Source organism: Cystobacter fuscus, from assembly GCF_002305875.1.
Lineage (GTDB): Bacteria > Myxococcota > Myxococcia > Myxococcales > Myxococcaceae > Cystobacter > Cystobacter fuscus_A.
The window spans coordinates 6620546-6645858 of sequence record NZ_CP022098.1 but is presented as its reverse complement, the minus strand read 5'-3'; the positions used below and the strand labels follow the sequence as shown (position 1 = coordinate 6645858).

General features: G+C 67.5%; 20 protein-coding genes. 9 read left to right on the top strand and 11 right to left on the bottom strand.

The window, feature by feature from the left end; translation table 11 throughout:
• Window positions 1-77 precede the first annotated feature (77 nt).
• On the top strand, window positions 78-1565 hold the full coding sequence (locus CYFUS_RS27105; protein ID WP_095987869.1) for a bifunctional metallophosphatase/5'-nucleotidase: 1488 nt from the start codon (window positions 78-80) through the stop codon (window positions 1563-1565).
• 2 nt (window positions 1566-1567) lie between these two features.
• Here the strand turns inward: CYFUS_RS27105 and CYFUS_RS27100 are convergent, their stop codons facing one another.
• The gene (locus CYFUS_RS27100; protein WP_095987868.1) at window positions 1568-2110 is read right to left on the bottom strand and encodes a GNAT family N-acetyltransferase; all 543 of its coding nucleotides are present in this window, start codon (window positions 2108-2110) and stop codon (window positions 1568-1570) included.
• 110 nt (window positions 2111-2220) lie between these two features.
• On the bottom strand, window positions 2221-3117 hold the full coding sequence (locus CYFUS_RS27095) for a LysR family transcriptional regulator (RefSeq protein WP_095987867.1): 897 nt from the start codon (window positions 3115-3117) through the stop codon (window positions 2221-2223).
• A gap of 145 nt (window positions 3118-3262) precedes the next feature.
• On the opposite strand from CYFUS_RS27095, the gene CYFUS_RS27090 reads away from it, so the two are divergent.
• Window positions 3263-4684 (top strand): hypothetical protein, encoded by a 1422-nt coding sequence (locus CYFUS_RS27090; RefSeq protein ID WP_095987866.1) that lies wholly within the window; start codon window positions 3263-3265, stop codon window positions 4682-4684.
• 147 nt (window positions 4685-4831) lie between these two features.
• Window positions 4832-6508, top strand: a complete 1677-nt coding sequence (locus CYFUS_RS27085; RefSeq protein WP_095987865.1) for a multicopper oxidase family protein — start codon at window positions 4832-4834, stop codon at window positions 6506-6508.
• A gap of 89 nt (window positions 6509-6597) precedes the next feature.
• Here the strand turns inward: CYFUS_RS27085 and CYFUS_RS27080 are convergent, their stop codons facing one another.
• Window positions 6598-7704: a hypothetical protein gene (locus CYFUS_RS27080; protein ID WP_095987864.1), complete on the bottom strand. Its 1107-nt coding sequence runs from the start codon at window positions 7702-7704 to the stop codon at window positions 6598-6600.
• Between the two features lie 178 nt (window positions 7705-7882).
• Between CYFUS_RS27080 and CYFUS_RS27075 the strand changes: the two genes are divergently transcribed.
• Window positions 7883-8800, top strand: coding sequence for an alpha/beta hydrolase-fold protein (locus CYFUS_RS27075; protein WP_095987863.1), 918 nt, complete (start codon window positions 7883-7885; stop codon window positions 8798-8800).
• Window positions 8801-8859: 59 nt separating this feature from the next.
• On the opposite strand, the gene CYFUS_RS27070 is transcribed toward CYFUS_RS27075, so the two are convergent.
• The 8 genes from CYFUS_RS27070 to CYFUS_RS27035 all read right to left on the bottom strand — a co-directional run bounded on the left by CYFUS_RS27070 (window position 8860) and on the right by CYFUS_RS27035 (window position 20253).
• Window positions 8860-10569: a DUF4397 domain-containing protein gene (locus CYFUS_RS27070; RefSeq protein ID WP_095987862.1), complete on the bottom strand. Its 1710-nt coding sequence runs from the start codon at window positions 10567-10569 to the stop codon at window positions 8860-8862.
• Between the two features lie 90 nt (window positions 10570-10659).
• The gene (locus CYFUS_RS27065; protein ID WP_095987861.1) at window positions 10660-13389 is read right to left on the bottom strand and encodes a hypothetical protein; all 2730 of its coding nucleotides are present in this window, start codon (window positions 13387-13389) and stop codon (window positions 10660-10662) included.
• Window positions 13390-13593: 204 nt separating this feature from the next.
• Entirely contained in the window at window positions 13594-14661 is a 1068-nt protein-coding gene (locus CYFUS_RS27060; protein ID WP_095987860.1) for a substrate-binding domain-containing protein, read from the bottom strand.
• Window positions 14662-15009: 348 nt separating this feature from the next.
• Complete coding sequence (locus CYFUS_RS27055; RefSeq protein ID WP_095987859.1) at window positions 15010-16194, bottom strand: hypothetical protein; 1185 nt, start codon at window positions 16192-16194, stop codon at window positions 15010-15012.
• Window positions 16188-16736, bottom strand: coding sequence for a glycine-rich domain-containing protein (locus tag CYFUS_RS27050; RefSeq protein WP_095987858.1), 549 nt, complete (start codon window positions 16734-16736; stop codon window positions 16188-16190). Before CYFUS_RS27050 ends, CYFUS_RS27055 begins: the two co-directional genes overlap by 7 nt.
• Complete coding sequence (locus CYFUS_RS27045; RefSeq protein WP_095987857.1) at window positions 16733-18004, bottom strand: hypothetical protein; 1272 nt, start codon at window positions 18002-18004, stop codon at window positions 16733-16735. Before CYFUS_RS27045 ends, CYFUS_RS27050 begins: the two co-directional genes overlap by 4 nt.
• A gap of 135 nt (window positions 18005-18139) precedes the next feature.
• Window positions 18140-18343: a hypothetical protein gene (locus tag CYFUS_RS27040; protein WP_095987856.1), complete on the bottom strand. Its 204-nt coding sequence runs from the start codon at window positions 18341-18343 to the stop codon at window positions 18140-18142.
• 203 nt (window positions 18344-18546) lie between these two features.
• Window positions 18547-20253 carry a flavin-containing monooxygenase gene (locus tag CYFUS_RS27035; protein ID WP_095987855.1) on the bottom strand — a complete coding sequence of 569 codons (1707 nt, stop codon included), beginning with the start codon at window positions 20251-20253 and terminating at the stop codon, window positions 18547-18549.
• A gap of 315 nt (window positions 20254-20568) precedes the next feature.
• On the opposite strand from CYFUS_RS27035, the gene CYFUS_RS27030 reads away from it, so the two are divergent.
• The 5 genes from CYFUS_RS27030 (at window position 20569) to CYFUS_RS27010 (ending at window position 25206) form a co-directional block, all read left to right on the top strand.
• Complete coding sequence (locus tag CYFUS_RS27030; RefSeq protein WP_095987854.1) at window positions 20569-20994, top strand: VOC family protein; 426 nt, start codon at window positions 20569-20571, stop codon at window positions 20992-20994.
• A 187-nt stretch (window positions 20995-21181) separates the two neighbouring features.
• Window positions 21182-21478, top strand: a complete 297-nt coding sequence (locus tag CYFUS_RS27025) for a hypothetical protein (protein ID WP_095987853.1) — start codon at window positions 21182-21184, stop codon at window positions 21476-21478.
• 241 nt (window positions 21479-21719) lie between these two features.
• On the top strand, window positions 21720-22199 hold the full coding sequence (locus tag CYFUS_RS27020) for an RNA polymerase sigma factor (protein WP_095987852.1): 480 nt from the start codon (window positions 21720-21722) through the stop codon (window positions 22197-22199).
• Complete coding sequence (locus CYFUS_RS27015; RefSeq protein ID WP_095987851.1) at window positions 22196-22990, top strand: ActD-like protein; 795 nt, start codon at window positions 22196-22198, stop codon at window positions 22988-22990. Before CYFUS_RS27020 ends, CYFUS_RS27015 begins: the two co-directional genes overlap by 4 nt.
• Entirely contained in the window at window positions 22987-25206 is a 2220-nt protein-coding gene (locus CYFUS_RS27010) for a caspase family protein (RefSeq protein WP_095987850.1), read from the top strand. The genes CYFUS_RS27015 and CYFUS_RS27010 overlap by 4 nt, the downstream gene beginning before the upstream one ends.
• Window positions 25207-25313 lie beyond the last annotated feature (107 nt).

Below are 25313 nucleotides of genomic sequence, written 5' to 3'. Positions count from 1 at the left end.
CAGTGGACGATGACCCAAAGCGGGAATGTGTTGCCCCGCCGCTTGACGGCGTTGGTGCTGACGGGTGAAGAAACCCCATGCCCCATCCCCTGTCGAAGACCCTCCTCGTCCTCTCGAGCCTGCTGTGGCTGAGCGCCTGTCAGACGGCGCGCACGGTGACGCTGGTGGGGATGGCGGACTACCACTCGCACGCGCTGCCCTTCTTCTCGGAAGGGCAGCCGGGGCAGGGCGGGGTGGCCCGGACGATGGCCTACCTGCGCGCGGCCCGAGCGAAGCCGGACACGCTGGTGGTGTCCGGAGGGGACATGGTGAACCAGGGCGTGCCCACGTGGAGTGACGTGTACGGGTGCGTGGAGTGGCCGTGGTTCAACGGCGTGGTGGACGTGATGGCGTTGGGCAACCACGACCTGGACTACGGCGCCGAGGCCTTCGCGCGCTGCCGGGCCTCCATCTCCTACCCGGTGCTCTGCGCCAACCTCCTGGGCTCGAACGGCGTGCCCTACTTCCAGGTGGACGGCCGTCCCTACCTGGTGCGCGAGGTGGGGGGAGTGCGCGTGGGGTTCTTCGCGGTGGCGGGGCCGGACATGCAGCGCCTGGTGAAGCCGGAGCACCTGCCCGTCGGGACGCGGTGGACGGATGCGACGGCCGCGGCGCGGGGCGTGGTGGACGCTCTGCGCACCCGGGAGCGCGTGGCCGCCGTGGTCCTCATCGGCCACCAGCAGCGCGAGGCCGACATGGCGCTGGCTCGGGCGGTGCCCGGGATCGATCTCATCCTCGGCTCGCACTCGCACGAGAAGGAAGGTCTGCGGCGGTTGCCCGGGACGGACACGTACCTCTTGTCGCCCTACCAGTACCTCACCTACCTGTCCGAGGTGCGGCTGCGCTTCCAGGCCGGGCGGCTCGTGGGGATGGACGGGGGCCTGGTGAAGATGGATGCCTCGAAGCCGGAGGATCCCCGAACGGCGGAGGAAGTGGCGCGGTTGCAAGCGGCGCTCGTGGCGGATCGCCCGGAACTCTTCGTGGAGATGGGCCGGCGGGTGACGCCGCTGCGAGACGACGGCGTCACCACGGGCCCGTCCGAGGTAGGCATCTGGGCCACCGAGGTGTGGCGCCGGGCGGTGGGCGCCCATGCCTTCTTCGCGACGGCCTCGACCTTCCGGGCGGGACTGCCGGCGGGACCGGTGGCGGCGGAGGTCTTCTTCGGGGCCTTTCCGTACCGCAACACGCTGGTGACGGCGAAGATGACCGGGGCGCAGCTCCGAGCGTGGGTGGAGCTGAGTGAGTCGAAGCGGGGCTCGGACTCCTACAGTCAGTTCAGCGGCGTGCGCTACACGGTGCGCCAGGGCCGGGTGGAGGACCTGCGTGTGCTCGTGAATCCCGCGACGCCCGGGTCGGGTTTCGAGCCCGTGCTGCCCGAGCGCATCTATCGCGTGGCGACGACGGATTTCCAGGCGTTCGTGGCGCCGGGCTACAAGGAGGCCTGGGCACGGGCGGCCTCTCCCCAGCGCACCGCGTGGGACTCCCAATCGCTGCTCGCGGGGGCGCTGTACACGGACCGGCCCTGAGCTCAGCGCTGTGCCGAGCCCTCCAGCGTCTTCTCCAGCACCTCGAAGCGCAGGTCGTCGCGCAGCGGCACGCCGAAGCGTTCGTCGCCGTAGGGGAAGGGCTTGAACACGCCGGTGCGACGGTAGCCGCGGCGTTCGTAGAAGGCGATCAGCTCGTGGCGCACGTCGATCACCGCCATCCGCATCTGTGTCCGGCCCCATTCCTGGCGGACGATGCGCTCGGCCTCGGTGATCAGGCGCTTGCCCAGGCCGCCACCCTGCAGGCCCGGGCTGACCGAGAACATGCCGAAGTAGCCGGCACCCTCCTCGTCGGCGATATGGGCGCAGGCCACCAACTGGCCGTCCTGCTCGGCCAGCAGCACCAGGCTGCGGTCGCGCAGGATGTCCCCGCGCAGCACCTCGGGGTCGATGCGGGCGCCGTCGAGCAGGCCGGCTTCGGTGGTCCAACCGGCACGGCTGGTCTCGCCGCGGTAGGCCGAAGTGACCAGGACGACGATGGCGTCGATGTCGGCGACGGTGGCGGTACGGAAGGTGAGCGTCTGCATCCACGCATTCTAGCCGGGCAGGCGCGAGCGAGAAGCGTGCAATGCCATAGGAGCGGCCTTGCCGCGATGCGTGAAAGTTGTCGGAACCGTGCTCCGCGAGTTGTCAGGCGTCAAGGTCCAAGTTCACTGGCCATGAGGTCGAGGAACTGTCTGACGCGTGGCTCCAGCAGACGCCTGGTCGGATAAAGCGTCACGATCTTCACCTCGCCGACGTCGAGGTTCGCGAGCACCTGTGTGAGGCGGCCGGCGGCCAGATCCTCTGCGACCAGGAAGTCGGGAAGAAGCGCGATGCCCGCCCCGGAAACGGCGGCATCCCGGATGGCTTCCCCACTATCCAACCGCAGACGGCTTCGTCCGGCCGCCTTCACCCAGGAACCATCGTCGCCACGAAAGCGCCAGCTTTGCCTTCTGGTGGCACTGCTGAACACCAGGCAATCATGGTTCGCCAGTTCATCGATCCCTCCGGGCGCGCCACGCTCGGCGATGTAGGAAGGAGACGCGCAGAGCAGCGCTCTGTATCGGGCGACGACCCGGGAGACCAGCCGCGAGTCCGGATCCGTGACACCAATCCGTACCGCCAGGTCGAATCCCTCCTCGATGATGTCCACCACGCGATCGGTGAAGCTCACTTCGGCTTGGACGTCGGGCCACGCCTGCAGATATTTCCTCAGCAGGGGAAGAATCACCCGCCGTCCGAACGCATCGGGCACGGTCAGCCGCAGGACGCCGCGTGGCGTCCCGGCTCGACTGGCCACACTGGCCTCGGCCTCATCGACCGCCGCGAAGATCTGCAGGCCCCGGTCGTAGAACGCCCGGCCTTCGTCGGTGAGGCTCAGCGTCCTGGTGGTGCGGTTCAGGAGGCGTACGCCGAGCCTGTTTTCCAGACGCATCACGGCCTTGCCCGCCGCCGAGCGTGTCATGCCCAAGGCCTGCCCACCGGCCACGAAGCTTCCGCCGTCGACGACGGCCATGAACACGGTGATGTCATTCAGATTCGTGCGCGGCATGGGGTCGCCTCGAGCGCCTGGCGCGGGCGCCCGGGGCAGTTCGCGGAATATACCAGCACGCATACGCTCCGCTCATGTGCCGGGATGGGGACGCGCCGGTTTCCCTGGGGCTCGCGGGATTCCCTTCCTAGAATGCGTCGACCCCATGCAACTCACCAAAGACACCTTTCTCGCCCAAGCCGAAGAGACGCTCACCCAGCTCGACGGTCCCGTCCTCGAAGCCCTCTCCCATCACGACGAACCCGATGTCGCCACCCTCGCGAACGCCTTCGGGACGGGCAGGGCGCGCTCCGTCACGGAGTTCATCCAGGAGCTGTGCCCCGGGCCCCTCACGCACATCGGTCTCGCGGCCGTGGTGTTGCGGGAGCTTCTCGAGGCCCGGGACGAAGTCCTGGACGGCGAGGTCTCCAAGCCAACGGTCGTCACCGGCCATGCGCGCGTCTCCGGCTCGCTGCGCGTCACCGCCCCGCTCGTCGTCCTCGGTGACCTGGAGGTTGGGGGGGTCATCCACGACGCCGGGCCCGACTCGACGGTCGTCGTCGTCGGCCGGTGCTCCGCCTGGGGGCTTCAGACGTCGGGGAACTTCCTGGTCCTCGGAGACCTCGTCGTGCGCGACGCCATCCAGGGCGTCTACAACGACGAGAGCCTCGTCGTCGCCGGTGCGCTCGAGACGCGCTTCCTCGACGAGAACGACCATGACGTCGCCGTGCATGGAGAGGAGCGCGTGAAGCACCGGTTCGAGCTGGGGCGCTCCGATGAGGAAGCGGCGTCGCTGGCCTCCACCTTCCTCGTCCCCGGCCTCTACGACGTGGAGCAGGACGAGCTCCATCACGACGAACTCTTCGAGCGGATCTCCCGGAACGAGCCTGTCTTCACGCAAGCCCCCCAGCCGCGGCAGGAGAAGGAGCCGGACGCACCCACGGCCGAGGAGCTCCAGGGCATCGACGTGGCGGGCATCGTCGCGCGTGCGCCGGTCGCGGTGAGCGCTCGCAACATCTACTACGCGCAGCGGAAGACCGGCGAGGTGTGGCTGGAGGGCTCGGGTGAGTTCCCCGTGGTCATCTTCGACGGTGAGAAGTTCCTGGGCCTGGAGCCCTCGCCTGCCCTCGATGCGACACGGGCCTCGGAGCGCGTCACCTTCTGGCGCAAGCGTGGCGATCTGTTCCTGGAAATCGAGCGCTTCGAGGCCATCGTGCAGGTGCACGCGGGCTACAACAACGGACGCAAGACGACGTTTCGCTTCGCCTTCGACGGCACGGACGCGGCCACGCGCGAGGTGCGGCGGCTGGAGGCGCGCTACACGGGGGACTTCCTCCGCGTCACGACCGAGGTTCCTGGCCGGGGCCTCCTGGAGCGAGAGCTTTCCAAGTACGCCAACGGGAAGTCCGAGTACACGTCGGCCATCATCAAGGGGACGACGCTCGTGACGAGGGATGGCGTGCGCGAGACCTTCGACGACGAGGTCTCCGCCCTGCTGGCGCTCGAAGACTGGCTCGCCAGGAAGCGGCAAGCCGGATTCGACCTGAAAATCCTCGAGTGGAAGCCGTTCGGCCTCCTCGCGCGGTAGATCGATCACCATGGAAGTGCACACCGGGAAGGAGGGATGCCCTGGAGTGGCTGCTCCCTGCTCACATGGGCATGAAACCAGCATGCGTGGGCGAGGCCAGCGCGGTCACGAAGGCTGGTTGGTTTCACGAAGCATGGGAGAGCAAAGATGAGACAAGACGAGATGGGCGAGCTGCATGCGGGAGTTGGCGTGCAAGATAGGACCGGGGTGCACTTCTTCCGTTCCTGGAAGGACAAACTCGCGCGTGGACTCGAGCGGAGACTCGGCCGTGGGCATGGGCACGAGCACGGGGGCATCTGGGAAAAGCATCTCCCATGGGAGGTAGACATCGAGCTGACGGTCGCCTATGCCACCCACAAGATCCGCCGCGTGCTCGATGATGGTCGCGAGCAGATGGATGAAGTCGAACTCCGTTCCTACAATGGGAAACCAGTGGGGCCCACCATCGAGGTGAAGCCAGGGGACACGCTGAGAGTCCTCCTGAAGAACCAGCTTCCCTTCAAACCAGAGCTGGTAGGAGATCATCCGCACAGCGGCCCGCATGGTGCCAACGTCACCAACCTCCACTTCCACGGGATGAGCGTCTCTCCCTCGGGAAATTCGGACAACGTTCTGCTCTCGGTCGGGCCCAACCAGGAGTTCGAGTACGAGGTCAAGATTCCGGAAGATCATCCCGCCGGGACCCACTGGTACCACGCCCACAAGCATGGCGCGGTGAGCATCCAGCTCGGCAGCGGCATGGCTGGCCCGCTGATCGTTCGGGGTGACATCGATCACGTCGAGGGCATCCGCGAAGCCAGGGAGCGCATCCTCGTCTTCCAGCATATTCCCTACAGGAGGGTCACGAGTCCCTACGACAGCACCCGGCAGGCGAACATGGTGGAGGAGTTCTCGCAGCTCATCGAGCCCACCTGGCGCAATGAGATGGTGCCCCAGGGACGGCGTGTCACCCTCAACGGAGAGGTCCTGCCGACCTTCCATCTCCGGCCCGGAGAAGTGGAGCGCTGGCGGCTCATCCATGCGGGCATCCACTTCCCGTTGCGCCTCCGGCTGGTCCGCGAGGGCGGCGACCCGGCCACCGAGAGCATTCCCTACTACCTGATTGCCATGGATGGCATCACGACGGGTCGCCTCGACAAGGTGGAAGTGACCGAGATGTATCCCGGGTACCGCGAGGACGTGCTGGTGCATGGCGTGGGCCGGGATGGCAGGCCCCTGGCGCCGGGAACCTACCTGCTCATGGACGAGGTGGAGCAGGACCCCAGGGCCCGGGTCCTGGCCCGCATCGTCGTGAACGGCCCGCCGAGGATGATGCGGTTGCCCAGGCCAGAGATCCTGGCCGCGCTGGCTCCGTTCGAGCCCATCGAGGATGAGGAGCTCACCAGCACGACGCCTCAGGAGGCGCACTTCGAGGTCCAGGTCGTCCGGCCGCCTCCAGAGCCGGAGTTCAAGTTCCTGCTCAATGGCAGGGAGTTCAGCCCTCATGATCCCCCGCACCCGCTCACGCTGGGAGCGGTGGAGGAGTGGGTCGTCACCAGCACGGGCGGCGCCGAGTTCTTCCCCGGTCACCCCTTCCATATCCATACCAATCCGTTCCAGTTCAAGGATGAGCAGGGAAGGGTCGTCTGGAAGGACACGATCTTCGTGCCCGTGGGCAAGGAGATGCGGTTGCGCACCCGTTACAAGCGCTACGTCGGCCAGTTCATGCTGCACTGCCACATCCTGACGCACGAGGATGAGGGCATGATGCAGTTGCTGGAGATCGTTCCGCCCAGGCAGGACGCGGGGGGCGAGCCCTCTGGTGGTTCAGGCTCGCACCATTAGAGTCCACTGAGGCGCCCTGCCTCGGCGAGTGCGTCGTGCTCGTATACCAGTACATCCGGTGTGCGAGCACGACGGGCCGGAAGCGGACGTCACTCAATCGTGGAGTCGGTGACCACGATGGGCGTATCCGCGTGATTCGATATCTGGGGATACGTCGCGTACCACGAGCCGCCCGTGTTGTTCCGGATGACCGAGCGATCGATGCGGATGTCGCCAGAGTGGTCATTGCTGACGAAGAAGATGGCGCTGCCGTGGGCGTTGACCTCGTTGTGCTCGATTCGCGTGCCGCAGAGGGACAGCGTCATCGTGTTGCCGTCGTTGTAGATGGCCCCTCCGCTGCCCCCGCCCGGGGTGCCCTCCCTGGCGGGGTTCGCGCCGTTGCCAATGGCCCGGTTGTGGGAAAAGAGGCTGTTGATGATGGTCCACGACACGCCGATGCTGCTGATGCCTCCGCCGTTGGAGCAAGCCCCGCCGAGGCCCTGCTTGCCGCCGAAGGTCGTGTTCACCACATAGACGGGCCGCCCTTCATACTGGCTGAACACACGAAGGGCTCCGCCCCCGACGTCGGGCCCGACATCCGCGCAGACGTTGTTGAAGAAGCGGGAGTTGATGACCTTCACGCGCCCACCGCGCACCCAGACCGCCCCGCCTCCGTCGAACTCCGTCTCGCTCTTGGAGCTGGCGTTCACGAACGTCAGGTTCTGGAGCGTCAGCCGGGGATGATCCTGGTTCTGGCAGTGGGAGGTCGTCCACACCTGCGCCCTGTCGCAGGTGTTCATGTACAGGATGCGATGCTTGCCCGCTCCGCTGAGCGTCACCAGGCCCTTGCCGTCGATGACGATTTCCGGCCCCTTGTCGTTGAAGATTTTCGCCGTCCTGTCGAGCGTGAGGGTGACAGGCTCCGGTCCGCAGTCGAACGTGATGACTCCGCCCCTGGCCACGGCGTCGATGAAGGCCGCGCTGGTACAGCTCGCCGGAGTTCCCGTACCGACGATGGTGGTGGGTCTGGAGACGTCGGCGAGGCCTGCCTCGGCCGGGATGCCACACGTGGCCTCCGCATTCGGATTTCCAGCGGGCGGCCCGTCCTTGGGATGGGTCAGCGGGTTGGGCACGTCTGAAGCGCAGGCGAGTGCGAACCCCGCGGCCAGCGAGAGGACGGTGGGCGCGAGACCGCGGCGAAATCTCTTCGGGTGCATGAATCCAGTGTAGAGCGGTGACGCACCTGGGGGAAACCGGGCGGCAGGCACCCGGCGGCGGCTGAGCTGAACCCGTCAGCATTTTGCTCAAGAAAAGATATCCTTGATTTACGTATTTTGATTGAAATGTTCGATTTGAAGAGATAGGGTCCTCCAACCTCTATCAAGGACGACATCGATGCTCGTGCGTGGGGTTGCGTTGTCGGTCGTGTTGCTGGCCGTGGCTTGCGGTGGTGGACCCGAGGAGTTCGACACCTCACCGCTGGCCACCCGCTCGAATACCTTGTCCATCACGGTCGAGGATCAGGTGGTCGCGAGGCTGCCGAGCAGCACCGGGGCCGTGTATGGCTATGGTGAATATCTACCGCCAGGGTATCTGACGTCGACCACGCACTATCCGGTCATCATCCACCTCAATGGGACGGGAGAGTTCGGCACGTCCACCACCGAGGCGGATCTGCTGAACATCGTGACGCGTCACGGGGCGCTGAAGAAGATCCGTTACACGGCGCAGGGAAAAACCTACTTCGGCGAGCAGCAGGTGATGGTCTTCACGCCGCGAGCGGCGACGGGCTGGCAGCCCGCAGAAGTGAATGCGTTCATCGACTTCATCATCGCCAACTACCGCGTGGACACGACGCGCATCTACCTGACGGGCATCAGCATGGGAGGCTATGGCAGCTGGACGTATGCCTACGCGTATGGAAACAGGCTGGCGGCGCTGGCGCCCATGGCCACCAACATCGGGGGTCCCGGTCCGACGGTGACCACGCTCCTGAACGTGCCGGTCTGGGGGGTGCACTCGTTCAGTGATGGCTCTTCGCTCTTGGCGGAACAGTCGTGGCTGCTCGGCGTGACGAAGAACTATGGGCAGTACCAGATGGTGAGTGTGCCGACTCCCTCGGCGTCGGTGACCTATCTGTTCAGCGCCTCCACCCACGCCTGGACGTCACAGCCGGGCGTGGTGGCCACCGGGGACTCCATCGCGCGCCTCACCGTCTACCCGGGCTCGGCCCATGACTGCTGGACGCAGACGTACGACAACTTTGCCTTCTGGGATTGGATGCTCTCCCAGCAGCGTGGCTCCGTTCCCTAGCTCTTCGCGAGGCGAGTCCCCCCTGAAGGGAAAGACTCGCCTCGCGGGCAGGCCAGGGCTCAGTGCTCGCTGAAGGTGCCCTCCGGCGCCGTGGCGGACCAGGTGTTGATGCGGACGTTGAGCGCCCGGAATTGCAGCGAGGTGTTCCAGTCCCCCATCAGCACGATGAAGTTCGGAGTGGTGAGGGCCCGGCCGTTCACCGAGCGCTCGAGGGTCGTCCCGTCCACGGTGGTCCGGACGCCGTAGTAGACGTAGGGGCTGCCGGCCGCGGGGGTGATCACCTGGGGCTGGAAGGCAGCTCCCTCAACGGGCCCGACGGCCGTGCCATACCCCGCGCCGGTGATGACGGGCGTGAAGGCTCCCCGGGTGACGCCGTCCGCCTCCGCCGCGAAGTGGCCGAAGTCGAGTGCTGGCGGCGCGTGGGTCGCGGCCTGGATGAGCCGGACCCGGGGCGTGGGCACCGCTTCCAGCGCGAACTCCTCCTTCACGACGGTCAACCGCACCTGTGCGCCCTCCGTGCCGCTCACCACGGCCAGGTAGCGCCGGCCCGCCTCGAGCGGACCCGTCGAGGCCTCGGCCAGCACCGTCGCGGCGCTGTCGCCGGAGGCCGTGATCCGAAGCGTCCCTCCCGTCGGGGAGACCGGCAGATCTCCAATGGCCGGCGCGGCTCCATACCGGAGATTGTTGGCGATGATTCGCGAGCCCTCGAGGACCTGGAGCGGGGTGGGAGACGCTTCGGCCGTGGCCGGCTGGACCGCGTGGAAGAAGTAGAGGAGGGGATCCCGCTTCAGGCGGACGGCTCCGTCCTTCCCCGAGGGAACCAGCAGCAGCGCGGGAGAGCCCTCGTCCTGCAAGGTGCGCCGGTCGTCCCCCGTGGTGATGGCGAACCAGGCGCTCGCCGCCACCAACGTCCCGCTCGGGGGAGAGAAGAACAGCTTGCCACTCTGCGAGGGCGTGAAGTTCGGTGCGCCGATGATCGCCAGTCGCTGGAGCTCCGCCGGAATGGAGACGCCACCCGTGGCCGTGTCGGCCGAGTACGGCTCCACCGCGGTGGTGTAGGGGGTCGTGCCCGTCTCGTCGGCGAGCCGGCGGTTGCGGCTGGTTCCCGTGACCCGGTCCGCCGTCACGTAGCGCACCCGGACCGAGCCCGCCTCCGCCGGCTCGAAGGACTCCTTCAGCACCAGCAGCCGCGGCTTGTCCATGCGGTCCGCCCCGGCGTACACGACGTTCCCGGTGCCCACGAGGGTGAGCCGCTCCCCCTCCTCGAGGGTGATGGCCTCCGAGGCCGCCACCGGAGCCTCCGAGAGCTCCGACTCCGCGTTGCGCACGACGAACTGCACGCTCTGGCCGGGGATCAGCTCGAACTCACGGTAGGCCGTCACCGCCTCGTCCCCGGGTTCCACCGGCACCGGAAACAGCTTCGTGTCCCCGGCGTAGAGGTCGATCTCGTACGGCTCCCACGGCGCGTCGGCCTTGTCGCTGGGGTTGTTCTTCAGACCCAGGTAGGCGTTGACGAAGCGGACGTAGGCCTTGGGTGCGACGGTGCCAGCGTCCGTGCCGCCATCGGTGCCCGCGTCCGACGGGGGCTCGATGACGGGTCCACCGTCCCCAGCGTCCGGAAGACGGTCTCCGCCGTCCGTCGGGGATCCCCCCGCGTCCGTGTCACCGGGCGGGTTCTCCGGGCCGCCGTCGTCGCAGCCGGTGGTGATCCCGGCCGACAGGGCGAGGACCGTCATCAACAACCAGACACCCAGAACGTTCCTCTTCACGCGTGCTCTCCCACAGGAAAGAGAAGACAGACATCCACGGGTGGGGGCGCGAGGGATGCGCCCCCATTCGAAATCACCCGTGCTCATGGTTCATCGCTTTTCGCACTCGCCGCGCAGCGGGTAGATGCGGCCCCTGGACAGCTCATCGCGCAGGTAGAAGTAGGCCATGACGCCCGCGTTGAACTGCGCGTGCTGGAGCCACTCCGAGACCGCGGCGGAATCCGTCCCGGCCTCGATCTCCGGGGTCAGCGGATTGTCGAGCGTGCAGAGCTTCTTCCACAGGGTGGCGCCGCCGATGGCGCTCGGGTTGCCGCTGGGCGGCTCGCTCGAGCCGGTGCCGAACTTGCCGACGCGCACGAGATCGCAGGCACCGCGAGCCGCGCCGAGCATGTTGGCGCCCCACCTGCCCCAGTCCGTCTCCCGGGGCGAGAAGTCGATGTCCACCTCCCCGTATTTGATCCACGCCTGCATGAATTCCGGAGTGAAGGTCACCGTGGTGCCGCCCGCGGCCATCCACGTCATGTAGCGCGCGCCGCCGTGCTGTCCGAGCACCCGCTCGAACATCGCGAGGTGGGGCTCGCCGGTGGAGGAGGTGCCGAACAGTCCCTTGGCGAGGTTGGCCACGCGCGCCCCGTTGAGCGCGACCAGCGTCTTGGCGGCGCCGCTCTGCCCGTCACCCGCGCGGCCGTGGCAGTTGGCGCAGATGCCCTGGAACACCGCGGCTCCGGGCGTGGTGGAGTACAACTCGCCCCACGGCTGCTTGGGATTGCCCAGCTTGTCCCTCATCCACGGTTCGATCGACTCCGGCGGCGGCGCGTTGGCGTCGAAGCGGCAGCCCGGCTTCGGCGTCCAGAAGTTGGTGGGGATGCGCTGGTGGGCGAGCGCCTCGTGCGCCGCGGTGATGGGGTAGCGCTTCAGGTACTCGAAGGGTGGGACGCCGATGCTGGACTCCCAGTGGGTGTTGCGCGGCTCGTAGGGAACCTTGTCGGTGAAGTCCTCGGAGACCCAGCGCACGTCGGGGGGATCCTGGCACGTCTCCTTCACGGCGAGCTCCGCCTGGCGCAGGCGCTCCTGGCGGTTGGCTTCCTTCTGCGCCGTGCTCAGTCCGCTGTCGCGAGGCCAGTCCAGCGAGGCGAGCCATCGCGCCACCAGCAGCGGCGCGCGGCAGTCCTGGCCGGGGACATTGGCGGGCATGTGGATGATGCGCTCGTCGGTGTCGCGGGCGACGCGCTGGAAGAGCGTGCTGGAGGGGGTCGGGCCGCGCAGGTCGGCGGCGAAGTCCGTCACCCCGAGGTTGACGTAGGAGCGCAGCCCGTTGCTCTCCTTCAGCGTGGTGGGGAACTGGAACAGGCTGCCCCCCGCGGAGAAGTCGAGCGAGGCGATCGCCGGGTTGCTGAGCACCGCGAAGCCGTTCGGGTTGTGGCACTGGGCGCAGTTGGCGATGAAATAGCCCTGGAGTTCCAACTCCTGCGTGTTGCGCGGGCGCTTGCTCCCGTACGTCTCCAGCCTGGGCAGGTCCGCGCTCGAGCGGATGCCCTGGAGGACGCCGTAGCTGATCAACCGGTCCACCTGCGACAGCTCGTCCTCGAGCACGTCCGCCTCGGCGTCCACACCGCCCTCGCCAGCGGGCCGGCGGTTGAGTTGCAGAGGGGTGAAGCCGAGGACGAAGTTCTGTCCCTCGGAGCCGGTATGACAGTCCACACAGCGGTGGCGGCCGGGGATGGCGTAGTTGCGCGTGGCGCCGGTGGCCTCGTCCGTGCGGTAGACGATGACACGGTCGGAGAAGCTCGAGCCGTCGCGGTAGCGCAGGTCATGCAGCTCCGCCACCGTCTCGTCCTCGTTCCAGAGGTACGTGCCGAAGAGCGAGTCCTTCCACGGCTGGCGCACGACGATGAGCCGCGTCTCGATCTTCCGGTAGCCCACCTGTCCCTGGGCGTCCTTCACCGGCTTGAAGAACGTCTTGTAGAAGCGGGTGTTGGGGGGAATCTCGAAGCGCTTCGTCGTGGCGTCGTACCGGATGGACGTGCCAGCCGGGACGTGCACCTGGCGCAGCTTCCTGGCGTGGTCCGAGAAGAGCGGGTAGGTGGGCGCGAAGGCGACGGTTCCGTGTTGGGCCAGCTTCTCCGCGTCGAAGGTCACGATGTCGGTGTCCGTCTCGGACAGGAAGCGGGGCAGGGCGGTGGCGCGGGCGAACCAGGCATCCTTCTCCGGATCGCCGCCCAGCGGCGCGTTCTCGGGGATGCAGTGGCCCAGGTCCGTCATCGCCTCGCCCACGCCTCGCGCCACGTCCACGCCGCCATCACTCGAGCCTTCCTCCCGCACCTCGAAGGAGCCCTCCGGCGTACCCTGCGCGAGCCAGGAGGAGAGCGCCTGTCCGAGCGCCACCGCCTGCTTGAGCTGCTCGGAGGAGGGCAGGGGCGGCATGGCGCCCTGCGTGGCCATCCGCGCCATGGCGGGGGCGGTCACCCGCAGGCTGGCGAGGTCCGAGGTGTATTGGAAGCCGCCCCTTGTCTCGGGGGCCTTGTGGCACGAGCCACACTGCGCGTCCACGCGCGCCCTCAGGTTGTCGAAGGTCTCCGTGACGACCTCGCGCGTCGCCGCGCGGCGCAGGGGAATGCGCTCGTTCGAGCGTGCCGGGGTGCAGGTGAGACGAGGCGTGCCCGCGTCATCCGCGCCGGGCCCGCTCCCCCCGTCCGCCGAGCCGGCGTCCGGGACGACCGCGGGCGTCTCCGGGGACGGGCAGCCGCCCATCGTGGCAACCACGAACATGGACACACCGAGAGCGAGGCCCGTGACGAGCCCATTCCTTGTCATCACCATGAGACGGGATCTCCTCCTACGCTGCGTGCGAGCCTTATCGGAGAACGTGGGGAGGGGTTTGAAAAAACATCGTGACGAGCGTCGGGCTGGAATCTTCCAGGACCACCGGGTTCGTCACGATTGTATGTCTTTGACGAAAAGGTGACGGCCGGAGGAGCGGGAGGCTCCTCCGGCCGTGGAGTGGCTCAGGGGGTGGGATTCAGCTCACAGGCCCTTGCACACGCCGGCGCCGCGGCCCAGGTCCCCGCCGCAGTCGAGCGGGCTGACGTCGCTGCAGGAGATGAAGCCCTGCTGGACCAGGAGGTCCTCGAAATCCTGGGTGTTGGTGCTGTAGACCCAGTCATACAGGGCCTGCTCCTGGGAAGCCTTGGCGTAGTTCACGTTCTCGTTGAGGAACAGCTTGCGCGAGAGCGGGTAGACGCCCGTGGTGTTGCTGGCGATCAGCTTGCGGACGTTGGCCGCGGTGGGGGCGATGCCGTCCACCTTGAGCGCCGCGTTACCGGTGCGCCTGGCCGAGTCACCGGCGTAGCCGATGGCGTTGGCGTTGGCGGCCGTCAGCTTGCCGATGCAGGTGGTGGCGCTGTCGGAGGTGGTGCAGGGCGAGGGGTTGCTGGCGGACTCGTCGTTGATGACGACCACGTCGGCGCAGAACGTGGTGCAGCCGAGCAGCGACTTGAAGGTGTCCGTCGTGCCGGACAGATCGTCACGGCGGTACTTCGCGATGGTGCCGGCGGTGGGGCGGCCCAGCGCGGACCAGTTGCTCACGCAGGTGCTGGCGCTGCCGCTGCCGTCGCCACAGAAGGCCTTCTTCAGGTTGGCCGTGGAGATGCTGTTGCCGACCAGGGCGCTGTAGGTGGAGCTGCTCACGAAGGCGTTCACCGCGTCGAGCGCGATGACGTTGCTGGACTCGCCAGGGCAGCACGCGCCGCTGGAGGCGGTGCCACCCGCGCAGGTGCCCGCCTTGAAGTCGCGCGACATGGGCGCGAGCGTCTGCTGGCGGCCGATACAGGACGTGCCAGAGCCGTTGCGCAGACAGCCCTCACCCACGCTCGAGCCCTTGCCCTCGATGGTCAGGCCAGCGACCGACTGGACGTTGGCGGCGATCAGGGCCTCCTTCAGGGTGTCCGAGCCGTAGAACTCGTTGTTGGGACCCAGATTCTGGACCACCGAGCCGAGCTGCTGCTGCTCGGTGCTCATGGACTCGCCACCACAGCCCACCACGGACATCGTCACCACCACGGCGGCCGACATGGCCCACTTCATCTTGTTCATGACGAATGCTCCCAGTTGCGAGGATTTGATTCTGGACAAAGGCAATGCCTCTCCGCCAAGCGGGTACGGGAACGCGGGCTTTGGGGAAAGGCGTCGAGCCCGGTCGGGGCCGGTTCGACGGGGCGCAAGGTGCCTCAAACCGCGGACTCCGCGCGCTCCAATTGCGTCAAATCTCCGCCAATGGCGGTTCACATGTCATGAATGACTGTCGTGTCACGGATGGCGCACGGCGCCTCCCGCTCCAACGCTCGCCGGGCGAGCGGACACGAAGTTGACGCAAATGGCACAGCCCACCCCGTACAGGTGGGAGGCCTGGGGTTGACCGCGGGGCTCGTCCTCTTCAATCTCCTACTGAGGCCGTGGGCGGTGGATGTGCCAGGAGAGGGCCATCAGCCCCAGCACCAGCACCAGGCCCAGGCGCACCAGGCCATTCCACCCCAGCACCGACAGCAGGGCCCCGGACGTCAGCGACGCCAGGCCGCTGGCGGCGAACACGCACAGATCATTGATGCCCTGGGCGCGGAAGGACTCGGCGCCCGAGCGGCTGCGCGCCACCAGGGTCGTCGCGGTCACGAACACGAAGCACCAGCCCACCCCGATCAGCGCCAGCCCGATCAGGTGCCCGCCCAACCCCTGCACCCAGCTCACCAGGAAGCCCACGAGCAGGAACAGCAGCCCCAGTCCCTGCACCCGCGCGATCGACATCCTCTTGAGCAGGGCGCCGATCGACAGCGAAGGCAGGTACATGCTCAGCAGGTGGAGTTGGATCACCCAGCTCGCCTGCCGGATCATGTACTTCTCGACGCCGCACATCTGGAGCGGCGTGGGCACCATGAGCAGGCTCATCACCAGGAAGGCGCTGGCCCCCATGGCCACCATCGGCCAATACAGCTCGCGCGCCCGGGCCTCGGGAGCGGCGGATGCCGTCGCCGCGAGCGTGGCCTGGGGCTGCTGGTACAGCACCAACGCGAGCGCGCCCAGCACCTGGAGCAGCGCCAGGGTCAGCAGGGCCCAGGGCACATAGTCGGCGGTCCTTCCCTCCAGCAGACTGAAGAGCGAGATGCCGGGAATGATGCCCGCGGCGCTGGCGAGCTGGATCCGGGTCAGCAGGCCCGGGGCGCTGCTGCTCTGCTGCCCTTCGAGGATGGCGAAGCGGTACTGCTGGACGAAGGCGCCTTGCAGCCCGACTCCCAGAACGGCCGCGCAGAACAGCCAGAACTCCATCCGGTGCACCGCGTGCGCGGCGAGCACCAGGCAGCCGGCCCCCAGCAGCGCCGCGGTGATGAAGCACGGCTTGCGTCCGAAGCGGCGCATGAGCTGGCTGGCGGGCCAGGTGCCCAGGGACGCGGACAGCACCAGCACGGCCACCGGCAGGGTCGCCAGCCGCATGTCCATCGCGAGTCCCTTGCCCACCAGGCCGCCCACGAACTGGATCGCGGCCACGCTGGCGATCCCCACCACCTGACACAGCAGGAGGACGCCCGTGTTGAGGGACGGCGCGGACGCGGCCCACGGGACGCGAAGACTCAACACGCGCGCTCCGCACCGGGGGGCGCGGCGGATGGAGCCTCCGCCTCGAGCGTCGCGATCTCCTCCAGGGAGAGGCCCAGACGCTGGTGGAGGAAGCGCACCATGGTCCAGTGCGGCAGTGCCCCCGCGTCGAAGGGGCCGAACTCCTCGCGGTACAGTGGCAGCCAGCGCAGGGCCTCCTCCAGCATCCGCTCCCGGTTGGGTTGCCCCTGCTGGTAGTCCTCGTACGGCAGGCTGCGGTGGTGGATGAAGAAGCGTCCGGGGAGTCGCTCCTCGCACAGCTCCCGATACTCCCGGGTCTGGAGGATCAAATAGTGCCAGACCTCGTCAATGGCCTGCTCCACCGGCAGGAACAGCCCGACCAGCCGCTGCGGGTAGCGCGAGAGCAGATACAGGTACCTCAGACACTCGAGGAGCTGACGCTCGACGTACGCGGGCTCCTCGCCGGTGGTCAGCACGAAGTGCCGGACCACGCCGGAGTAGAGCGAGTCATCGAGCAGGGCCTTGAGCGCGGCGGGTGTCACCTTGGCGGCATGGGGCTTCACGGCTCACCTCGTCCAGTCATCTCATCCTCTCGTACCAGCCACGCATACTTCCCAGACTTGCCGATCGCGATGTGCGCGCGATGCTCGAGGGCACACTCGAGCCCGGTGGCCTCCAGGACTTCCCGCCGCAGCGCCTGCGCCGCGGCCGGCTCGATGGGTCCGCCGTCGAAGGTGGTGTACAGCAGGCGCGCTCGCCGGGACGCCTCCAGGTGGAGCTGATAGACGAAGATGGAAGGTGTGGCGTCGGCGATCCAGTCGTCGAGATCGGCCTGGGAGATAATCCCCCCATGCTCGAGCCGTAGCAGCTCCTTCTCCCTCCCGCAGAACCGGCGGATCCTCAGCGGATCAGGGGAGCCATCGCTCGTCTCGGCGCAATCGCCAGAGCGATAGCGGATCAGCGGCATGTAGGGGTTGCGCAGGCTCGAGACGATGATGCTGTAGATCTTGCTGCCCTTGTCGACGGGGATCAGCTCCAGGTGCATCTTGTCGAGGTAGGGCCAGTACCGTCCGTGACGATCATTGAAATACAGATACCCCAGCTCGGTGCTGCCAAACAGGTCGATGATCGGGCACTCGAAGTGCCGCTGCAGGAAGCGCTGGACGTTCCTCGGTGTGTACTCATAGGCGTGAATGATGCTGGCCGGCTTCGGGAAGTGCCGCCACAGATCCCAGTCCAAGGCCTTCCGCACCAGATGCGCGAGGTGGTAGCTGTCGCAGTCGAGGTGATACCAGCCCCGTGGATGCGCCTGCTGGATGACGCTCATCTCCTCGAGCATGCGCTCCACCTCACCGCGCTCCCAGAGCGCCGGATCGAGTCGCAGGTTGAGATAGAGCGTGCGCGGATCGAGCCGCCGCTCCTCGAGGCTCGGAAGGGCGGAGGGCTCGGCGCCGCGCTTCCTCGCGTTGAGCCGCGCCACGTGCTCGGTCGCGAGCACCGTGGTGATCGACACGCGCTGGCAGTCCTGCTTCCAGGTGTCGGCGATGTCGGGATGCTCGCTCCAGAGCTGGTAGTACGATTTCAACAGGAAGAAGGGCGGGCGGATGATCTGCATCCGCGCGTGGTTGGTTCCCGTGGAGAGCACGAACTCCGCCGCGCCTTCCTTCAGGGCATCGGCGAGCCTCGGGGTCATCCAGTTGCCTGGGAAGCCCCTGGCGATCTCCGGCTTCTCCAGGATCGGGAAGTGCCCCTGCTCGATCGACGGGCGATAGATGGGGATGTCCCGGACCTGCTCGATCATCTCGGCGAAAGTCTGTTTATGGGCGTTCATCGGTTGAGTCTGGGAAAGACAGTCGAACGGGCCATCCAGAAGCGTTACACCCACCCATTGAAATGGCCGCGAGCGCGGCGGGAATCCTCGCGGACGATGATGCGCCCGCCGCGCTCGCGACCCAGGACAAGCCTCTCAGCTGATGCAGCCCGCCTTGGAGGAGATGCAGCCGGCCTTCGCGGGACCGGAGATACAGCCGGCCTTCGCGTGGCCAGAGATACAGCCGGCCTTCGCGGGACCGGAGATGCAACCGGCGTCCACCGCTTCCGCGGGCGAGTTGGCCTCGACCCACTGGTTCCACAGATGATCCTGGGCGAGCTGGCGAATCAGGTGCTTCATTTGAACCTCCGAGAATGGACTGGTGGATGATGCGTGATTGATCACACTTCCACTGCTCGCACCCCGCTGCGATCGGGTGCTCCACGACCTGGCCGACCGGCTCTCTGGTTTCCTGGTCGCATGTTTGTTTTAAGGACCAAATACATGGAGGTCAAGAAGTTATTTTATTGCCGTGATGACGCGAATTGTCATGACTTCTCGAGTTACTGTTTTTGAGACTGACTGGGAATCCGAGTGGATGGAAGGGGAGGGGGCGTGGAAAACCCTTCTCCTGCGCGCGTCAGGGTGAATCCCTCGTAGCCCTGGGCCGCGATGGCCTCGCACTTCTTCCTGTAGGCTCCGACGCCGCCGGCATAGGGCAGCAGGACGCGTGGCTTGCCGGGAATGTTCGCCCCGATGTACCAGGAGTTGGCCAGGGGGTAGAGCGTGCGGCCAGCCACTTCCCTGACATGCGCGACCCACTCGTCCTCGGCCTGGACGGTGGCCTCGATGCACTCGAGCCGGTGCTCCCGCAGGTACGTGATGCAGTCCGTGATCCATTCCACGTGCTGCTCGATGGAGACGATGGCGTTGCCGAACACGGAGGGGCTGCCGGGGCCGGTGATGGTGAACAGGTTCGGGAAGCCGGCGATGGACAGGCCCAGGTACGAACGCGGGCCCTCGGCCCACTTGCGCTTCAGTGACGCGTTGCTCCTGCCGCGGATGTCGATGTTGAACAGGGGGCCCGTGAAGGCATCGAAGCCCGTGGCGAACACGATGCGGTCCAGCGCGTACTCCGAGCTCCGGGTCCGGAGTCCCGTGGGGGTGATCTCCTCGATCGGTGAGGCCCTGACGTCGACCAGGGTGACGTTGTCCCGGTTGAAGGTCTCGTAATAGTTCGTGTCCACGCAGATGCGCTTGGTCCCCAGGGGATAGTCCCGGGGACACAAGGACTCGGCGACGGCCGGGTCGCGAACCGTTGCCCGAATCCGGGAACGGACGAACTCGGCGGCGGTCTCATTGGCGTCCCGGTTGGCCATCACGTCCGAGAACGTGGCGAGGAAGGAGGTGCCACCCACCTCCCAGCGCGCCTGGTACGCACGCTCCCGCTCCTCGGGGGACACCTCCAGGGCGGACTTGGGATTGACCTCCATGATGACCCCGGCCCGTGTCTCGCGCGCCTTGCGCCGGTACTCGGCATAGGTCGCCTTCATCCGCGACTCGTAGGCCGGGTCCAGGGGCGCGTTGCGCGCGGGCACGCTGAAGGTCGGGGTCCGCTGGAAGACGAAGAGGTGGGAGGCCTGCTCGGCGATGATGGGAATGACCTGGATGCCGGACGAGCCCGTGCCGATGACGCCGACGCGCTGGCCGGTGAAGTCCACTCCCTCGTGCGGCCAGCGGCTCGTGTGGAGCCAGGAGCCCTGGAAGGTGTCGAGCCCCTTGAAGTCAGGCACCTTCGTGGCGGACAGGCAGCCCGTCGCCATGATCACGAACCTGGCGGACACCTGGGCGCCGTCGTCCATCTGGAGCGCCCACTGGCCCGTCGCCTCGTCGAAGACGGTCGCCGTCACCCGCGTGTTGAACTGGATGTCCTGGCGGAGCTCGAACCTGTCCGCGACGTGGTTGAGGTAGCGCAGGATCTCCGGCTGGGTGGCGTAGCGCTCGGTCCACTTCCATTCCTGCTCGAGCTCGTGCGAGAACGAGTAGGAGTAGTTCATGCTGTCGATATCGCAGCGCGCGCCCGGGTAGCGGTTCCAGTACCACGTGCCGCCCAGGTCGCCACCCGCCTCGTAGATCCGGACCGACAGCCCGAGCCGGCGCAGGCGGTGGAGCATGTACAGGCCCGAGAATCCGGCACCGACGATGACGGCGTCGAAGTGGCTGGCGGGCTCCGTTCCGGGCTTCACTCGATTCGACTGCGCGTCTGGCATGTAGTCGTCTCCACTCGGTGGGTGGTTTCGACGTGCATGCTATAGGGACTTGTTTTTGTGCAAAGGACTTCCGGGGTAGGCGTGGATGATTCGTTTCGCTGGAATATGTCTCGTTTATTGCTTGTCATCCACGACAGTTGTGGAGCGCAAGTAATGACGGACGCGGTGGGTTGAAGCCTCCTGTCGGTGCCTGCTTCTCGACGCCCCGCGGCAACGGCATGGCGCGCCGCGTCGGTCGATTTTCTTCCAGGTGACCGATGAGTTTGGCGCTCGCCGGGGGTCTACACCCGCGAACCCCCTTTCTTGGAGGCACCCATGACCGCGAACCGCTCCCCCCGGATGATCTTCGTCAATCTCTCCGTCCGCGACCTGAAGCGCTCGATGGAGTTCTTCAGCCGGCTCGGCTTCGAGTTCAATCCGCAGTTCACCGACGAGAAGGCCGCCTGCATGATCGTCAGCGAGCAGGCCTTCGTGATGCTGCTGGCCGAGCCGTTCTTCAAGACCTTCACGAAGAACAAGATCTGCGACACGAGCACCCAGACCGAGGGTCTCTTCGCGCTGTCCTGTTCCAGCCGGGCCGAGGTCGATCAGATGGTGAAGAGCGCGATCGCCGCGGGCGGCAAGCATGCGATGGACCCGCAGGACCACGGCTTCATGTACGGCTGGAGCTTCTACGATCTCGACGGCCACCACTGGGAAGTCATGTGGATGGACCCGAAGGCCGCGGCGGGGCAGCAGTAGGCGCGCCGCGCCGAGGGTGGGCCCGGTGGACACTCGCGGCAACAGGAGAACTACACCGCGAATGACACGGGATTAGCTCCCCTACATGGAGTGGATACTCCCTTCCATCTCACATCGGTCGATTGGTTTGATCCGAAAATAGGACGTTTTTAGGGTCGAGAAGCTGTTGAGAAAAGGGAGGTCCCACATGAAGACGCTCATCCTGTGTACCGCTGTCACCACCCTGGGCTTGCTCGGTTGCTCGCATTCGCAACCCGTCGCCCGCTCGAGCGCGAACGAGCTTCCCTACCACCAGCACTTCAAGCACGGACGGGGGACGAGCCCGGCCAACTGCTCGGATTCGCAACAGGAGGCCCGCTCGAGCGCGAACGAGCTGCCCTACCACCAGCACTTCAAGCATGGCCATGGGCCGGGGACGGCTTCGTCCGATCAGGTCTCGTCGCAGGGCGAGTGCCCTCCCGAGTCCTCGAACGCCGAGAAGTGAAGGGCTCCGGTCCCCCGCGCCGGTAAGCGGGTAGCCCCTGGCCAGGCCCCTTGCCGCGGCATGGCTCCTCGTCACGTCCCCCCCTTCGTGAAGGCCCTTGGCCCGCGGGCGCTCCGCCCGGGCTTGGAGTGGCCTCGCGCCGGGGGGAGGGCGTCCCCCACGAAAAAAAAGAAGATAGGGGAGTGACGGATCCTTCTGGCGACGGTGTTCCATGCCGCCGAAAGAGGGAGGCGACAGTCCGTTGGCCATCGATGTCGAGGCTTATTATCGCCGTTACGGCCCCCAGGTGCTCCGGCGCTGCCGCTTCCTCCTGCGCGATGAAGAGAAGGCGGTGGATGCCATGCACGACGTATTCGTTCAGCTCCTGCGTCATCGAGAGGACTTGAGGAACAGCGCTCCCTCGAGCCTGCTCCATCAGATCGCCACGCGGGTGTGCCTCAACCGGCTGCGCGGCGCCCGCCGCCGCCCCGAGGATGCCCACGACGAGCTGGTGCTGCGCATCGCCTCCGCCGAGGACACCGGGGCACGCACCGAGGCGAGGGGCCTGCTGGACCGGCTCTTCGGCCGGGTGCCCGCCTCCAGCCAGGACATCGCCGTCCTCCACCTTGTGGATGGGATGACGCTGGAGGAGACCGCCCGCGAGGTGGGGTTGTCCGTCTCCGGGGTGCGCAAGCGCCTCCGGGCCCTCTCGACCGTGCTCGAGGAACTGGAGACCGCATGATGTCCCCCCACCGCACCCCGGACTGGTTGTTGGAGCGCATCGCCCTGGGCGAGCTGCCTCCGGATGAATTGGCCGCGGCCCGCGCCCGCCTGGCCCAGGAGCCCGACGGCGAGGCCCGTCTGGCCGCGCTCGAGGCGGAGAACCGCACCCTGTTGGAGCAACGGCCCCCTTCCGTCGTGGCGCGCGAGGTGGAACGCCGCGCCCGGCGGAGCGAGGCTCGCTCACTCGAGACGAGCCCCTGGCTCCGGTGGCGTCCCGCGCTCGCCCTGGTGCCCGTGCTGGCCGTGCTCCTGCTCGTGGTGGCGCGCCCCGGCACGAGGCCGGGAGCGCTGGAAGAGGAGAGCGCCGAGGAGACCCGCACCAAGGGGCTGTCGCCCCAGCTCGGCCTGCATCGTCTGGCGGCCGAGGGTCCGGAGGCTCTCACCCAGGGGACCCTGGCCTCGGAAGGGGACGTGGTGCAGGTCTCCTACGTGGCCGCGGGAGCCCGCTTCGGCGTCATCTTCTCCGTGGACGGCCGGGGCACCGTCACCCTCCATGCCCCCGAGGGTGGCCTGGACGCCATGTCGCTCAAGCCCTCGGGGACGCACGCGCTGCCCCAGGCCTATGCGCTGGATGACGCCCCCGCCTTCGAGCGCTTCTTCTTCGTCACCTCGGACGAGCCCTTCACCTTGGAGGAGGTGCTCGCCCCCGCCCGCGTGCTCGCCACGTCGGACGGCGCGCGCACCGCGCTCCTCCCGCTCGCCGAGCGCTTCCGGCAGGTGTCCTTCCTTCTCGAAAAGAGTTCCCCATGAACCGGATGATCCCAGTCCTGTTGTGGTCGGCCTTGCTGTGGGGCTCCACCGTGGCCGATGCGGCGCCCGCCAACACTGGGGTGCGCCGGCTGGCGCTCCTGGTGGGCGTCAATGACGGAGGGCCCGAGCGGACGCGCCTGCGCTACGCCGCCACCGATGCCCAGTCCTTCTCCCAGGTGCTGGGGGAGCTGGGCGGTGTGGCTCCCGCGGATCGGGTGTTGCTGCTGGAGACGGGCCGGGCCGGGTTGCTCGAGGGCTTCGAGCGGATGAAGCGCCTGGTCGCGTCGTCCAAGGCCTCGGGGGTGAGCCGGGTGGAGGTGCTGCTCTATTACTCGGGGCACTCGGACGAGGATGGCTTGCTGCTCCAGGGCGAGCGCCTGACGTATGGCGAGCTGCGCCGCGCCCTGGAGGGCCTGCCCGCGGACGTGCGCATCGCGGTGCTGGACTCCTGTGCCTCGGGAGCCTTCGCGCGCCGCAAGGGGGGCTCGCCGCGGCCCGCCTTCCTCGTGGATGCCGGCAGCCGGGTGACGGGGCAGGCCATCCTCACCTCGTCCAGCGAGGACGAGGCCTCCCAGGAGTCGGATCGGCTGGGGGGTTCCTTCTTCACCCACCACCTCATCTCCGGGCTGCGGGGCGCGGCGGACATGACGCGGGATGGGCGGGTGACGCTCAACGAGGCCTACCAGTTCGCCTTCCACGAGACGCTCTCGCGCACCGAGCGCACCCAGCGCGGCGCCCAGCACCCGGCCTACGACATCGAGCTGGCGGGCACGGGAGACCTGGTGATGACCGACCTGCGCGCGACCTCCGCGGCGCTGGTGCTGACCGACTCGTTGCAGGGGCGGCTCTTCGTGCGCGACGAGACGGGGCGGCTCGTCGTGGAGGTGATGAAGATGGCGGGGCGGTCCACGGAGCTGGGTCTGGCGCCCGGACGCTACCGGGTGCGGCGCGAGCTGGAGGGTGGGCTGTCCGAGGCGTCCTTCGTGCTCGCCGAGGGCCGCAGCACGCAGCTGGTGACCGCGAGCTTCTCCTCGGTGCTGGGCGAGGCCACGGTGTCGCGGGGAGGTCCGGTGGAAGAGGTGAGGGAGGCCGTCCCCGGCCGCAAGCGCCTGGCCTTCAACTTCGGCATCGCGCCGGCGGTGAGCAGCAACGACTGGTTCGCGCGGGGCGCGGAGGTGGAGAACGGGTGGGCGCTTGGGTTCATGAACCACGCCACGGCGCTCAAGGGCTTGTCCCTGTCGGTGTTGTCGAACGCCTACGGCGACGAGTCGGACGGAGCACTGGTCTCGGCGGGAGTGAACGTGGTGGGCGGGGGCATGTGGGGCGTGCAGGTGTCCTCGCTTCTCAACGTCACGGGCCAGGAGCAGCGGGGCGTGCAGCTCACGGGAGGAGTGAACGTGGCGGGTGGGGACGTGCGGGGCGTGCAGGTGTCCTCGCTCCTCAACGTCACGGGCCGGGAGCAGCGGGGCGTGCAGCTCACGGGGGGGATGAACGTGGCGGGCGGGAGCATGGTGGGAAGCCAGGTCGCGGGAGCGGTGAACACGGTGGGCGGGACGATGTCGGGCGTCCAGGTGAGCGGGGCCATCAACCATGCGCGGAGCGTCTCGGGGTTGCAGCTCTCCGTCGTCAACGTGGGCGGAGACGTGTCTGGCGCGCAGGTGGGGATCATCAACGTGGGCAAGGTGGTGCGCGGCGCGCAGGTGGGGATCATCAACGTGGCCGACGAGGTGCACGGCGCGCCCGTGGGGCTGCTCTCCTTCGTGAAGCAGGGGCAGTTCCACCTGGAGCTCTGGTCGAGCGACATCCTGCTCACCAACGTGGGCGTGAAGCTGGGCGGCCAGCACGTGTACTCCACGTTCGTGGGGGGCTTCGATCCGACGGATCGGTTCCAGCGCTTCAGCCTGGGGGTGGGGCTGGGCGTGCACATGCCCCTGGGCACGCGCTTCTGGGTGGACGTGGACGCGGTGGGCAGCAGCGTGCACCTGCTCCGGGATCCCTTCACCGGAAACAACCTGCTGGCCCAGGCCCGGGCGATGGTGGGCTTCCAGATCCTCCCGAGGCTCGCGGTGTTCGCCGCGCCCACGTACAACGTCTACTTCGCCTTCTCGCCCGGGGAGCAGCGCGACATGACGCGGTTCACGCCGCGCGAGCGTCCGCTGGGCGATGGCGGCTCGATGCAGTACTGGCCCGGCATCCAGCTCGGCCTGCGCATCTGACTCCGGCGACCGATGAACAGAGGACAACCCGTTGGCTCCCGCGCCGATTTCTCCGTCGGGGGCGGGCCCGTCCTTCTGCTATGGCGCCCCACCAGGAGGAACAATCG

What these genes read in the sequence shown, in the direction of transcription:
- CYFUS_RS27105 (WP_095987869.1), top strand. Translation starts at nt 78, where the DNA reads ATGCCCCATCCCCTGTCGAAGACCCTCCTCGTCCTCTCGAGCCTGCTG.
- CYFUS_RS27100 (WP_095987868.1), bottom strand. Translation starts at nt 2,110, where the DNA reads ATGCAGACGCTCACCTTCCGTACCGCCACCGTCGCCGACATCGACGCC.
- CYFUS_RS27095 (WP_095987867.1), bottom strand. Translation starts at nt 3,117, where the DNA reads ATGCCGCGCACGAATCTGAATGACATCACCGTGTTCATGGCCGTCGTC.
- CYFUS_RS27090 (WP_095987866.1), top strand. Translation starts at nt 3,263, where the DNA reads ATGCAACTCACCAAAGACACCTTTCTCGCCCAAGCCGAAGAGACGCTC.
- CYFUS_RS27085 (WP_095987865.1), top strand. Translation starts at nt 4,832, where the DNA reads ATGAGACAAGACGAGATGGGCGAGCTGCATGCGGGAGTTGGCGTGCAA.
- CYFUS_RS27080 (WP_095987864.1), bottom strand. Translation starts at nt 7,704, where the DNA reads ATGCACCCGAAGAGATTTCGCCGCGGTCTCGCGCCCACCGTCCTCTCG.
- CYFUS_RS27075 (WP_095987863.1), top strand. Translation starts at nt 7,883, where the DNA reads ATGCTCGTGCGTGGGGTTGCGTTGTCGGTCGTGTTGCTGGCCGTGGCT.
- CYFUS_RS27065 (WP_095987861.1), bottom strand. Translation starts at nt 13,389, where the DNA reads ATGGTGATGACAAGGAATGGGCTCGTCACGGGCCTCGCTCTCGGTGTG.
- CYFUS_RS27060 (WP_095987860.1), bottom strand. Translation starts at nt 14,661, where the DNA reads ATGAACAAGATGAAGTGGGCCATGTCGGCCGCCGTGGTGGTGACGATG.
- CYFUS_RS27045 (WP_095987857.1), bottom strand. Translation starts at nt 18,004, where the DNA reads ATGAACGCCCATAAACAGACTTTCGCCGAGATGATCGAGCAGGTCCGG.
- CYFUS_RS27040 (WP_095987856.1), bottom strand. Translation starts at nt 18,343, where the DNA reads ATGAAGCACCTGATTCGCCAGCTCGCCCAGGATCATCTGTGGAACCAG.
- CYFUS_RS27035 (WP_095987855.1), bottom strand. Translation starts at nt 20,253, where the DNA reads ATGCCAGACGCGCAGTCGAATCGAGTGAAGCCCGGAACGGAGCCCGCC.
- CYFUS_RS27030 (WP_095987854.1), top strand. Translation starts at nt 20,569, where the DNA reads ATGACCGCGAACCGCTCCCCCCGGATGATCTTCGTCAATCTCTCCGTC.
- CYFUS_RS27025 (WP_095987853.1), top strand. Translation starts at nt 21,182, where the DNA reads ATGAAGACGCTCATCCTGTGTACCGCTGTCACCACCCTGGGCTTGCTC.
- CYFUS_RS27015 (WP_095987851.1), top strand. Translation starts at nt 22,196, where the DNA reads ATGATGTCCCCCCACCGCACCCCGGACTGGTTGTTGGAGCGCATCGCC.
- CYFUS_RS27010 (WP_095987850.1), top strand. Translation starts at nt 22,987, where the DNA reads ATGAACCGGATGATCCCAGTCCTGTTGTGGTCGGCCTTGCTGTGGGGC.